Source organism: Modestobacter lapidis (assembly GCF_054780755.1).
In genome coordinates this window covers 69502-81757 of sequence record NZ_BAAGVS010000005.1, presented here as the reverse complement: position 1 = coordinate 81757, position 12256 = coordinate 69502, and the positions used below count along the sequence as shown (strand labels likewise).

At 74.4% G+C, this 12256-nt stretch carries 12 protein-coding genes; 4 read left to right on the top strand and 8 right to left on the bottom strand.

Going from position 1 to position 12256, the window contains the following annotated elements; all coding sequences use genetic code 11:
• Positions 1-56 precede the first annotated feature (56 nt).
• Positions 57-422, top strand: a complete 366-nt coding sequence (locus tag ACYVG5_RS08800; protein WP_222048984.1) for an STAS domain-containing protein — start codon at positions 57-59, stop codon at positions 420-422.
• Between the two features lie 83 nt (positions 423-505).
• The gene (locus ACYVG5_RS08795; protein WP_222048985.1) at positions 506-1720 is read left to right on the top strand and encodes an arginine deiminase; all 1215 of its coding nucleotides are present in this window, start codon (positions 506-508) and stop codon (positions 1718-1720) included.
• A 10-nt stretch (positions 1721-1730) separates the two neighbouring features.
• Here ACYVG5_RS08795 and ACYVG5_RS08790 read toward each other — a convergent pair whose 3' ends face one another.
• The 3 genes from ACYVG5_RS08790 to ACYVG5_RS08780 form a co-directional block, all read right to left on the bottom strand.
• Positions 1731-3179 (bottom strand): M28 family metallopeptidase, encoded by a 1449-nt coding sequence (locus ACYVG5_RS08790; protein ID WP_222048986.1) that lies wholly within the window; start codon positions 3177-3179, stop codon positions 1731-1733.
• 153 nt (positions 3180-3332) lie between these two features.
• Positions 3333-5270 (bottom strand): alpha/beta fold hydrolase, encoded by a 1938-nt coding sequence (locus tag ACYVG5_RS08785; protein ID WP_222048987.1) that lies wholly within the window; start codon positions 5268-5270, stop codon positions 3333-3335.
• 63 nt (positions 5271-5333) lie between these two features.
• The gene (locus ACYVG5_RS08780) at positions 5334-6086 is read right to left on the bottom strand and encodes a zf-HC2 domain-containing protein (RefSeq protein WP_222048988.1); all 753 of its coding nucleotides are present in this window, start codon (positions 6084-6086) and stop codon (positions 5334-5336) included.
• A 46-nt stretch (positions 6087-6132) separates the two neighbouring features.
• On the opposite strand from ACYVG5_RS08780, the gene ACYVG5_RS08775 reads away from it, so the two are divergent.
• Positions 6133-6684 (top strand): sigma-70 family RNA polymerase sigma factor, encoded by a 552-nt coding sequence (locus tag ACYVG5_RS08775; RefSeq protein WP_222048989.1) that lies wholly within the window; start codon positions 6133-6135, stop codon positions 6682-6684.
• Between the two features lie 20 nt (positions 6685-6704).
• Here the strand turns inward: ACYVG5_RS08775 and ACYVG5_RS08770 are convergent, their stop codons facing one another.
• Both ACYVG5_RS08770 and ACYVG5_RS08765 read right to left on the bottom strand, forming a co-directional pair.
• Entirely contained in the window at positions 6705-7688 is a 984-nt protein-coding gene (locus tag ACYVG5_RS08770; protein WP_222048990.1) for a cytochrome c oxidase assembly protein, read from the bottom strand.
• A 44-nt stretch (positions 7689-7732) separates the two neighbouring features.
• The gene (locus ACYVG5_RS08765) at positions 7733-8659 is read right to left on the bottom strand and encodes a DUF5926 family protein (protein ID WP_222048991.1); all 927 of its coding nucleotides are present in this window, start codon (positions 8657-8659) and stop codon (positions 7733-7735) included.
• Positions 8660-8751: 92 nt separating this feature from the next.
• On the opposite strand from ACYVG5_RS08765, the gene ACYVG5_RS08760 reads away from it, so the two are divergent.
• Complete coding sequence (locus tag ACYVG5_RS08760; protein ID WP_222048992.1) at positions 8752-9948, top strand: cytochrome P450; 1197 nt, start codon at positions 8752-8754, stop codon at positions 9946-9948.
• A 47-nt stretch (positions 9949-9995) separates the two neighbouring features.
• Here ACYVG5_RS08760 and ACYVG5_RS08755 read toward each other — a convergent pair whose 3' ends face one another.
• The 3 genes from ACYVG5_RS08755 to araA form a co-directional block, all read right to left on the bottom strand.
• Positions 9996-10412, bottom strand: a complete 417-nt coding sequence (locus ACYVG5_RS08755; protein ID WP_222048993.1) for a type II toxin-antitoxin system VapC family toxin — start codon at positions 10410-10412, stop codon at positions 9996-9998.
• Positions 10394-10591 (bottom strand): hypothetical protein, encoded by a 198-nt coding sequence (locus ACYVG5_RS08750; RefSeq protein WP_222048994.1) that lies wholly within the window; start codon positions 10589-10591, stop codon positions 10394-10396. The genes ACYVG5_RS08755 and ACYVG5_RS08750 overlap by 19 nt, the downstream gene beginning before the upstream one ends.
• A 161-nt stretch (positions 10592-10752) precedes the next feature.
• Positions 10753-12255: an L-arabinose isomerase gene (gene araA / locus ACYVG5_RS08745; RefSeq protein WP_460683101.1), complete on the bottom strand. Its 1503-nt coding sequence runs from the start codon at positions 12253-12255 to the stop codon at positions 10753-10755.
• Between the last annotated feature and the right edge of the window lies 1 nt (position 12256).

Genomic DNA, 12256 nt, shown 5'->3' with positions numbered 1-12256 from the left:
CGGCAGGACACGGCCGAGGGCGTTTCCCGGCGGCCGGCCGAGGGCACCTCGGCACCATGGTCAGCAGCCCCGATGCCGCGCGGGACGACGTGCCCGCCAGCATCGAGGCGGTGGAGGGGCCGGTGCGTCAGCTGCGGTTCACCGGCGCCGTCACCAAGGACGTCGTCCGCGAGTTCCGGCTGCGCGTCCGCCCGACCGACTGGCCGGCCCGGGTCGACCTCAGCGGGGTCACCGCGATGGACACCGCGGGGCTGGAGCTGCTGCTGCACCTGGCCCGCAAGCAGAAGCGCTTCGGCGGCGAGCTGGAGGTGGTCGAGCCGCCCGCGGCACTGCGCCGCACCATGGAGCAGGGTGGCCTGACCCGGCTCAGCCACTGGGCGCTGGCCCCCGACGGGACCCCGACGGTGGGCGCTGACGCGTAGTTCCGGGCCGGGGAACCAGCCGGCCGCGCACTCCGTCGTGGCGCCGGCGGGGAACCGCCGCGCCGATCGGGCAGGCTCGGCGCATGACGGGGAACCAGGTGACCAGCGAGGTCGGCCGGCTGCGCACCGTGCTGCTGCACCGGCCCGGCGCCGAGCTGCGCCGGCTCACCCCCCGCAACAACGACGAACTACTCTTCGACGGCGTCCCGTGGGTGGCCCGGGCCCAGGAGGAGCACGACGCGTTCGCCGCCGAACTGACCGCGCGCGGGGTCGAGGTGCTGCACCTCGACCGGCTGCTCACCGACGTGCTGGCCGCGCCGGCCGCGCGGGCCGCCGCCATCGCCGCCGCCGTCGACGACCCGCGCCTCGGCGCGACGCTGCAGCACGCCACGACCGCCCACCTGGACGGGCTGGCCCCGGATGACCTGGCCCGGGCGCTGGTCACCGGGGTGGCGCACGACGAGCTGCGCGGCGGGCGGGGGCTGGCCTACCAGCTGATGGGCCGCGGGGAGTTCGTCGTCCCGCCGCTGCCCAACCTGATGTTCACCCGCGACTCCTCGGTGTGGATCGGGAACCGGGTCGCGGTCACCTCGCTGGCGATGCCCGCCCGGCACCGGGAGAGTGCGCTCACCGCGGCCGTCTACGCCCACCACCCGCGCTTCGCCGGGGTCGAGCCGCTCTACGGGGCCGACCTGGAGCACCTGGAGGGCGGCGACGTGCTGCTGCTCGCGCCGGGCGTGCTGGCCGTCGGGGTCGGGGAGCGGACGACGGCCGGCGGGGCCGAGCGGCTGGCCCGGCGGGTGTTCGCCCGCGGGCTGGTGCACACGGTGCTCGTCGTCCCCATCGCGCAGGAGCGGGCGACCATGCACCTGGACACCATCTGCACGATGGTCGACGTCGACGCGATGGTCATGTACCCGGCGGTGGCCGACACCCTGCTGGCCTGGACGGTCACCGCCGGCGACCAGGCGCCGGACGACGCCGACACCACCGAGCTGGCGGTGTCCGGGCCGCAGCCCTTCCTCGTCGCCGCCGCGGCGGCGATGGGCATCGACCGGCTGCGGCTGATCGACACCGGGCTGGACCCGGTCACCGCCGAGCGCGAGCAGTGGGACGACGGCAACAACACCCTCGCCCTCGCCCCGCGGCTGGCCGTCGCCTACGAGCGGAACACCGTCACCAACGCCGCGCTCGAGGCCGCCGGCATCGAGGTGGTGCGGATCGCGGGGTCGGAGCTGGGCAGCGGCCGGGGCGGGCCGCGGTGCATGTCCTGCCCGGTGTTCCGCGACCCGCTGTAGCGGAGCTCCCTCAGCCGTTGTCGGTCAGGTCGAGCGGGCTGGGGTCGGTGGCCAGGCTCAGCGTGGCGAACGCGATCGCCCGGCTGTTGATCTTCAGCGCCTTCAGGTCCACGTTGGCCAGGTCGTCCGCGGCCGCGTGGTAGTTCGGGTCGTGCGGAATTCCCGCGGTGCCGCCGAAGAGTGCGACCTCCTCCTCGGTCTTCACATCGTCGGCCCCGGTGAACAGCCCGCTCGCCGGGATGCCCGCCTCGATGAAGCCCTGGTAGTCCGACCGGCCGGAGAACTCCGTGTCCACCCAGGGCTGGCCCGTGCCGTCGAAGTAGTCGGTGAACACCTGCTCCAGCGACTCCGAGCCCGGCGGCACCGCGACGGGCGCCTGGTAGGTGGACTGGTCGGCGTCGTAGACGCCGATGACGTAGTTCGGTGAGCCGATCATGTCGAAGTTGAGGTAGCCGGTGATCTGCGCGAGCTGGGCCTCGTCCAGCGAGGCGACGTACTCCAGCGAGCCCAGCAACCCCGACTCCTCGGCCCCCCACCAGGCGAACCGCACCGCGTTCTGCGTCGGCTGCCCCAGCCAGGCGAGCTCCAGTGCGGTCTGCAGCACGCCGGCCGACCCGGTGCCGTTGTCGTTGATACCCGGGCCCTCGACGACGGAGTCCAGGTGGGCACCCAGCATGACCACGTTGTCCGGGTCGCCGTGCGGGGTCTGCGCGATCAGGTTGAACGTCGTCCGGTTCTCGCGGAGCTGGCGGAGGTCGAGGGTGCCGGGAAGCGCCGGGTCCGCGGCGAGCTGCGCGCGCAGCGCCACGCCGTCCTCCTGGCTGATGCCACCGGCCGGCGCGCCCTCGACCGGACCGCCCAGGGTGCCGACCAGCGGGCCGGGCTCGTTGTTGGAGACCAGGACGCCGACGGCGCCCGCCGCGGTGGCGTGGGCCTGCTTGTCGCCGAAGGCGCACACCCCGCGGGAGACCACCACGATCGTCCCGGCGACCGAGCCGTCGAAGTCGGTGGGCTCGCAGCCGGGGGTCGGATCGTCGGCGGGGAGCGCCCGCAGCGGGGCGGTCACGCCGCCCTCGGCCGTCGACGGCGAGTACTCCATGACGATGACCTCGACCGGGGCCGCCCCGACCAGGAACGTCGCGGCGATCGTCTCGGTGTGGACGAAGTCGAAGGGCTGCCGCTCGACGTCGTAGCCGGCGTCCTCGAGCAGGCCCTGGACGTAGTCGCCGGATGCGTCGTAACCGGGGGTGCCGGAGGCGCGGGTGCCGCCGTGCTCGTCGGCGATGTCCTGGAGGGCCTCGAGGTGCCGCAGCACCTCCTTGGTCGTCACGCCGGAGGCGAACGAGGACGGATCGGGGTCGGTCGTGGCACCGGCGGGGGTGGCCACCAGGCCGGCGGCGACGAGGGCGGCCGACGTGGTCGCGACGACCAGCGTCGATCGGCGGGTGCGGAACGTCATCGAGCGGTCCCTTCCATGGAACCGGCACAGCCCGGTGTCCGTGCCCGGTGCGGCGACCCTAGCGCCGCGGGTGTGACCGACACCACAGGAGCACGGGCAAGCCAGGCACCTTGACGGGCTCCGGCGGGAACCCGTTCCGGTGCCGGCCCGACGTCAGGCTGCCGGAGCGAAGGCCTGCACGGCCGGCAGGAAGACCTGCTCGCGGTAGACGTCGCTGCGCTCCGGGCTGGCGGTGAGCTGCACCAGCGCCAGCCCGCCGGGGTGCTGCGCCAGGGCCAGGTCGACCCGCTGCCCGAGGTCGTCGACCCGGTAGAGGTCCCAGGTGAGGAACGGCGACTGCAGCTGCCCCACCGGCTCCGGGGGCGAGCCGGTGCCGAGCTGCGCGCCCAGCTGCTGGAGCAGCTGGTCGGCGGTGACCCCGGGGACGACCTGCTGGATCAGGGAGACCAGCGGCGACGCCTGGAACACCCCGGGCACGACCTCGGTCCACCCGTCCGGCCGCACCCCGGCCGCTCCGCCGTCCTCGGCCTGCCACGACGCCATCTCGACGGCGACGGAGTCGGCGGTGAACGCCGGTGCGTCGATCTGCTCGATGCAGGCGGCATCCGGTGCAGCACCGGGGTCGTCGAGGAACGCCGAGGTCAGCTGCACCGCGCACTCGTGGACGGCGACGGATCCGTGCCCGGTGACGGGGAAGGAGAAGAAGAAGCTGTTGGGCAGGTCGTCGCTGATCGACTCCCCCCACCGCGGGGGCGTGATCGGGTCGAGGTCGCCGGCGAGCACCAGCGTCGGGATCTCGCTGACCAGCGGCTCGTTCTCCGCCTCCCCCGGCTCACCGGCGTCCCAGGTGGCGCAGACGTCGAAGATCCCGGCGCCCAGGGTCGGTGCGCTCTCGAAGAAGCCCTCGACCAGGGGGTGGTCGTCGGCGGCCGCGGCGACCGTCTGCTCGCTGCTGAACGGCACCTCCTCCTGGCACTGCACGGCCAGCTGCTGGCCGACGGCGACGAGGTCGAGCTGCTGGGCGAAGGCGCTGAGGAGCAGGCCGATCGTGCCGACGTCCCCGCCCGCCGCCGCGTCGATGATCTCGGGGAGGAAGGGCACCAGCTCGGTGGAGTAGAGGCTCTGGAACAGGAACCCGGTGAGCCCGGCGCCGTCCAGCTCGCTCTCCACCCGCTGGCCGGTGGTCGGGTCGAGCAGGGTGACCGGTACCGGCTGGGCGTCGAACTGCTCGGCGAGGCCGGTGAACGTCTGCTCCAGGTCGGGGAAGCGCTCGGCGCACCCGGCGTCGTCCGCGCAGACGTCGAAGAGGGCCTCCATCGCCCGGGCAGCATTCCGCGGCGCCTCGCCGTACAGGTCGGCGTCGATCGGGTACGCCGCGTCGAGCACCACCGAGCGGATGCCCCCGGGGGTGTCGCGCATGGCGGTCTGCGCCAGCCGCGTGCCGTAGGAGATCCCGTAGAGGTTCCACTCCTCGTACTCCAGGGCCCGGCGCAGGTCGTCGAGGTCGGCGGCGGACGCGGCGCTGTTGTAGTCGGCGAGGTCGATGCCCTCGTCGAGCAGCCGCTGCCGGCAGGTGTCGAGGGACTCGACGGCCTGCTCCGCCAGCTCCTCCTCGGGAAGATCGGACCCCAGCGTCTCCCGGACCCACGAGCTGTACTCGTCGCACGCCAGCGACGGCTCGGTCAGCCCGGTTCCCCGCTGGTCGAGGATCACCAGGTCGCGGGTGGCGGTCAGCGGCTCGTACAGCTGGCCGAACGCCAGCGGCACGAACTCCAGCGCGCCCTGGCCCGGCCCGCCGGAGAGGTAGACGACCGGGTCGTCGGCCGGGGCATCAGCCGTGGAGCGGGCGATCCCGAAGGCGAGGTCGATCGTGCCGGCGTCGGGTTCGGCCCGGTCGGCGGGCACCTCGAGCGTCCCGCACTCGATGTCGACCCCGGCCGGCACGTCGAACCCGCAGGCGCCCCACTCGACGTCCCGGACGGGGGTGCTCGCGGCGGCCGCCGGCTCCGCCCCGTTCTCGGCCTCGGCGCCGGTGCACCCGGCCGCGAGGAGCAGGAGGGCGAGCAGCACAGCCGGGGGACGACGCTCCATGGGTCTCCTTCTCGGTCCTCGTCGGGCCGGTGACGGTAGCAGCGCGGCTGCCCGGCCGCCGGGTCACGCAGCCGGGCGCTCCGCGGCCGGAGCACCCGACCGGTACGTCGGGCCGGCGACCCGGACCAGCGGGACGAGGCCGTCCGCGGCGCTCCGGCGCGGCCACGCCGCCCGCCGGGACGACGGCCACCGCGGAACGCCGGCCCCGACCGGACCGCCACTCCCGGTCCGGCCGCGCAGCGCGAGCAACCCCACCAGGACCGCCCCGCCGACCAGCAGCAGGTGCACCCCGGCGCGCTCGACGTGCACGTGCCCCGCACCCAGGTCGCCGACGGTCACCCAGGCGAGGACGGCGGTGAACGGCAGTAGGAACGGCAGCGAGCCGGCCGCGAGCCGCGGGCGGGCGGCGACGACGAGAAAGCACGCGGCCAGACCCAGGTTCCACGCCGCCGTCTCGTTGACCAGGTGCGGGGGCGCCGACATCGCGGCCTCCGCGCCGCCGGTCAGCGCCGGCAGGGCCACGGCCAGCTGACCGGCACCGACGGCCAGGAGTGCCAGCCGGAGCCCGGCGTCCACCCACCGGCGCCGGATCCCCCGGGAACCGGCCGGCAGGGCCGCCAGCACGGCCGCGCTCACGTCCGGCACCCGGGGAGCCGGGACGAGCCGCACCCGGCGGGTCACCTCGGCCGCGGCCTGCTGCCAGTTCCGGCAGGCGGCGCAGCCGGTCAGGTGCTCGTCGACCCGGGCCGCGGGCATCCCCGGCGACTCGCCGTCCAGCTGGGCGGACATCGCCTCGCGGAAGGGTTCACAGGTCACGCTGGCATAGTCGGCGGCGACAGCCGAGGAGTTCCCGGAGGGCGACGTGGGACAGCTGGAACGTCTCGCGGCGCTGGCCGGCGCGGGCGACCGGGACGCGCAGGCGGCCCTGGTGCGCGCGACCCAGGCCGACGTGTGGCGGTTGTGCGCGCACCTGGCCGACCGGCAGGTCGCCGAGGACCTCACCCAGGAGACCTTCCTGCGGGCGCTGCCCGCGCTGGGCCGGTTCGAGGGCCGCGCCAGCCTGCGGACGTGGCTGCTGTCCATCGCCCGCCGGGTGTGCGCCGACCACGTGCGGGCCAAGCAGCGGCGCCCGCTGGTCCTGGTCGGCGAGGACACCGACCTGGCCGGCCTGGCGCGCGACGTCCCGGCCGGCGAGGTGGCCGGGACGGTCGCCGCCCAGGACCTGCTCGACCGGCTCGACCCCGGACGCCGCGAGGCCTTCGTGCTCACCCAGCTGATGGGGCTCCCCTACGCCGAGGCCGCCGAGGTGGCCGGCTGCCCGATCGGCACCATCCGCTCCCGGGTCGCCCGGGCCCGCACCGACCTGGTCGAGGCGCTGGGCACTCGTCGTGGAGCGGCGGATTCGTCGGCGTGACGCCGACGGATCCACTCCGTTCAGGGCTGCTGGGCGGCCAGCCGGCGCAGCCTCTCGTTGTAGGCGGTGAGCGCCGGGTCCTCACCGCTCTCCCCGCGGGCGATGGCCCGCTCGCGGGCCCGCTCGGCCGCCCGGTTGGCGCGGTCCTCCGAGCGGCTCCACTGCACGAAGACGATGGCCAGCACGATCACCGTCGGGAACTCGCCGAACGACCAGGCGATGCCACCCGCCCAGCCCTGGTCGAACAGCGGGTCGATGTCCCAGGCCTCCGGGATCGAGGAGTAGCTGGTCAGCAGCAGGCTGCTGCTCATCATCACGATGACGCCGAAGAACGCGTGGAACGGCGCCGGCAGCAGCAGCTCGAGCATCCGGCCGCCGTGCCCGGAACGCCGGGGCCACGGGTCGACGGCCAGGATCGGCCCGAAGAACAGCAGCCCGGTGACCAGGAAGTGCAGCAGCATGAGCGTGTGGCCGGGGGTGGTGGCCATCAGGTCGTCGAAGACCGGGGTGAAGTAGACGCCGTAGAGGCTGGCGATGAACAGCGGCACGGTGAACAGCGGGTGCGACACGAACCGGCCCAGCCGGCTGTGCAGCCCGGCCAGCAGCAGCCGGCGCGGCACCCCGGAGGTCCCCTGGCTGCTGGGCAGCACCCGCAGCGCGAGGGTCACCGGCGCGCCCAGCAGCAGGCCCAGCGGCGAGAGCATCGTCAGCACCATGTGCTGGACCATGTGCACGCTGAACAGGCCCATGCCGTAGGACTGCAGGCCGCTGGCGCAGACGTGGAACACGCTCGCGGCGCCGGCGAGGAAGGCGACGGTGCGCAGCACCGGCCAGGCGATCCCACGCCGGTGCAGCTGCCAGACCCCGGCCAGGTAGACGGCGGCGAGGACCAGCGCCAGCCAGGCGACCGGGGAGGCGTAGCCGAGGTCGAGGGCCAGCAGCCGCCCCAGGGTGGGCGGCGGCTCCGGCAGGACGTGCCCCATGCTGCCGTGCTCGTGCTCCACGCCTGCTCCTCCTCAGCCCCTCGGTACCGCCCTCACGGTAGGCCTCACCGGAGGGTGACCTGGCGGGACAGCAGCCCGGCGCGGGACCGCCGCTCGTCGGCGGTCAGCGGGGAGTCCAGGCGCAACGCGGCCTCCAGCGCCGCCTGTAGCTCGGTGGCGGGGCCGGCCCAGTCGGCGCCCGGCGTCCCGGCCGGCACGTCCCAGACCGGGACGACGAGGCCGTGGGCGCGGAAGGCGCCGGCGTAGCGGGTGTCCTCGCCCAGGGTCAGCTGCTCGGCGGCGCGCAGCCGGGCCAGCGCGTCGAGCAACCGCTCCTCCGGCTCCGGCCGCACCCACCGCACGTGGGCGCGGTCGGCGGCCGGCTGGCACCAGTAGGCGGCGTCCAGCCCGGCCAGCCGCACGGTGGGCATGACCGCCTCGTTGGCCTGCTCCAGACCGCGGCGCGCGGCGGGGCCGGGGTCGGTGCCCTCCAGCCAGAACTCGAAGTCGTCGTGCACGGTGACGTCCAGCGGGGCGCTCGGGTCGAGCAGCTCCTGCAGCCGCGGACCGGCCGACCCGGCGCCGCCGATCGGGCCCGGGTCCACGGGCGCGCCGGCCGGCGCCTCGAGGGCGGCGGCCAGCGCCGTCCCGATGTCGCGGCTGACGTCGTCGGAGGAGGTGGGCAGCTGGAGGCCCAGCAGGATCTCGCCGCTGGCGCGGACCAGCGCGGGGGCGCCGCCGGGCAGCACGCTGGCCAGGGTGATGCGCCGGCCGGCCGTCGTCGTGAGGGGCGCGGTGGCGGCCGGCACCAGCTCGCGCAGGGCGATCCAGTCGGCCTCGCCGGGCAGCCCCTCGAAGGGACGGCGCACCGGCGGGGCGTACCCCGAGCCGTGGCAGTGCTTGTAGCGGCGGCCCGAACCACAGGGGCACGGCGCCTTGGGGTTGACCTCCCCGGGGGCGGCGGGGGCGGCGGAGCGCTTGCGGGAGACCATGGCTGTCAGCGTAGGTGGCCGCCTCGCGGGGTCCCGTCACGAGCCTGCGAGTGGCGGGGGACGAGGCGGTCCTTTCATTAGGCTGCCCTCCCGTGACTCCCCTGGACCTGACCGACCCGGCCGTCGTCGCCGACCCGTATCCGGCGTTCGCCCGGGCCCGGTCCGAAGCTGCCGTCCAGTGGCACGAGGGCATGGGCCTCTGGCTGGCGTTCACCCACGCGGAGTCCAACGCGGTGCTGCGCGACCGCCGGCTGGGCCGGATCTGGCGCGACAAGGAGCCGGCCGAGCGGTTCGGCAGCTTCAACCTGATCCACCGCAACGCGATCCTGGAGATGGAGCCGCCGGACCACACCCGGCTGCGCCGGCTGATCAGCACCGCCTTCGCGCGCGGGCACGTCGAGCGACTGCGGCCCTGGGTGCAGGAGCTGGCCGACTCGCTGGTCGACGGCCTGGTGGCGCGCTCCGGCGGCTCGACGCCGGTCGACGTGCTCAGCGGGATGGCCGAGGAGCTGCCGGTTGCGGTGATCGCCGAGCTGCTCGGCGTGCCCGACGCCGACCGGCCGCTGTTGCGGCCGTGGTCCAACGCGATCGTGAAGATGTACGAGTACGGCCGGACGACGCAGGTCGAGGACGACGCCGAGCGGGCGGCCGCCGAGTTCGTCGGCTACCTGCGCGAGCTCGCCGCACAGCGGCGCACCGCGCCCGGTGAGGACCTGCTGTCGCACCTGGTCACCGTGCGCGACTCCGACGGCGACCGGCTCACCGAGGACGAGCTGGTCACCACCTGCATCCTGCTGCTCAACGCCGGCCACGAGGCGACCGTGAACGTCAGCGGCAACGGGCTGCTGGCGCTGCTCGAGCACCCGGACCAGCTGCAGCGGCTGCGGAACGACCCCGCCCTGCTGCCGACGGCGATCGAGGAGCTGATGCGCTACGACTCCCCGCTGCAGCTGTTCGAGCGCACCGCCACCGAGGACATCGGGATCGGCGGGGTGACCGTGCAGGCTGGGGAGAAGATCGCTGCGCTGCTGGGCGCGGCAAACCGCGATCCCGCCGTGTTCGCCGACGCCGACACCCTCGACGTCGGCCGCACCGACAACCCGCACATCACCTTCGGCGCCGGCGTGCACTTCTGCATCGGCGCCCCGCTGGCCCGGGTGGAGCTGCAGGCCTCCTTCGGCGCGCTGCTGCGGCGCACGTCGGCGCTGGAGCTCGGCGCCCCGGCGCGGCGTCGTCCCGAGTTCGTCATCCGCGGGCTCCGGGAACTGCCGGTGATCCTCACGGTGTGATCCCGGGCCGCTCCGCACGCTCCCGTCAGCTGTCCGGGGAGCCGCGATCAGATGTGTGTGATCACGATGTGCGGATGCGCCGCCGTCAATGCGGTCATGTCGACGGGGTCCGAGGTCAGCAGCATGAGCGGGCGGGGCTGAACCATTGCTGCGACCGCGATGTTCGCGTCGACCGTCGCGTCGTTCCTGGTGGCGACGGTGCCCAACAGCCGGCCGGCTTCCTTCGCGCTCTCCTCGGTCACCGGGACGACGTCCACGGCCTTGATGACGCGGCGCACCTTTGCGTCCCGCGGACCACCTCCGAGCGTCTCGGTCAGGCTCAGCGCCGACACGACGACCCGGGCACCCCGCCGCTCGGCGGCCTGCAGGAAGGCCCGCACCCCGACGTCACCGACAGCTGCCTTGCTGATGCCCTCCGAGTCGAGGAACAGCGTCCCGGGGGCGGTCACGTGCTTCTGGGCCATGCGGCTTCCGCCTCCGCGACCAGGGCCTCCGGCACGGGGCCGTGCTCCGCGTCCAGCTCGTCGAGCAGATCCCGCAACCGATCAGCTGCCAACGACGCCTCCACGGCGGCGGTCAGATACGCGGAGAGGCCACCCTTGTCCGCCCGCGCACGGGCTTCGGCCAGGACGTGCTCGGGCATCGTCACACTGACCTTCGTGAAGGCACCCCCCGTTGTTCCGGCCGGCCGCCGGGGCGGCTTCTCGGGAGCAACGGCCAGCGCCCGGGACGCCTCTGGACTCATGGCCTGATCCTACCGTCGGTAGGATCAGGCCAACGCCACCGCGCCCGGGCGACGGTCGCTTAGAGGCGCTGGGCCAGCCGCTGGTAGGCCGCGCTCCAGCGCAGCTCCTGGGCCAGGCTGCGCCGCGTGGTGTCGGCGTCGATCAGCACCAGCTCGGTCCCGAACACCTCGGCCAGGTCGGTGAGCTCGTCGGCCCCGAGCTGGGTCGACAGCACCGTGTGGTGCGGCCCGCCGGCGGTCAGCCAGCCCTCGGTCGCCGTCTCGAAGTCCGGCCGGGGCTCCCAGACCGCGCGCGCGACCGGCAGGTTGGGCAGCGGCTCGGACGGCGCGACGACGTCGATCTCGTTGGCCACCCAGCGGAACCGGTCGCCCAGGTCCGACCAGCCCACCGTGATGCCGGCGGCCGGTGCGGCACTGAACACCAGCCGCGCGGGGTCCTCCCGGCCGCCGATCCCCAGCGGGTGCACTTCCAGCCGGGGCCGCTCGCCGGCGATCGTGGGGCAGACCTCCAGCATGTGCGCGCCGAGGATCCTGGGGGTGTCCGCGGCCAGGTCGTAGGTGTAGTCCTCCATGAAGGAGGTGCCGCCGGGCAGCCCGGCGGCGGCGACCTTCAGCACCCGCAGCAGCGCCGAGGTCTTCCAGTCACCCTCACCGCCGAAGCCGTACCCGTCGGCCATCAGCCGCTGGACGGCGAGCCCGGGGAGCTGCCGCAGCCCGCCGAGGTCCTCGAAGTTGGTGGTGAACGCGCCGAAGCCCCCGTCGGTCAGGAACGACCGGAGCGCGACCTCGACCCGGGCCTGGTAGCGCACGCTGTCGTGCCGTGCGCCGCCGGGGCGCAGGTCGTCGTCCATGTCGTACAGGTCGCCGTACTCGGCCACCACCGCGTCGACCGCGGCGTCGCCGACGGTGTCGACCACCTCGACCAGGTCGTTCACGCCCCAGGTGTTCACCGACATGCCGAAGCGGATCTCCGCCTCGACCTTGTCGCCCTCGGTGACCGCGACGTTCCGCATGTTGTCGCCGAACCGGGCCAGCCGGAGACCGCGGGCGGCGGCGGCGCCGGCCGCGGCCCGGGCCCAGGACCCGACCCGGGCCTGCACCCGCGGCTTGCCGACGTGCCCGGCCACCGTGGTGCGCGGCGTGCGCAACCGGGTGAGCATGAACCCGTACTCGCGGTCGCCGTGGGCGGCCTGGTTGAGGTTCATGAAGTCCATGTCGATCGTCGCCCACGGCAGCGCGGCGTCGGCCTGGGTGTGCAGGTGCAGCAGCGGCTTGCGCAGCGCGTCGAGCCCGGAGATCCACATCTTCGCCGGGGAAAAGGTGTGCATCCAGGTGATGACGCCGATGCAGGCCGGGTCCTCGTTGGCCTCGCCCATGATCCGGCGGATGCCGCCGGCGTCGGTGAGCACCGGCTTCCAGACCACCCGCACCGGGACGGCGTCGGCGTCGTCCAGCACGGCGGCCACCCGCTGGGACTGCCCGGCGACCTGCTGCAAGGTCTCCTCGCCGTACAGCCCCTGGCTGCCGGTGAGGAACCAGACCTCGAGTCCGTCGAACGCCACC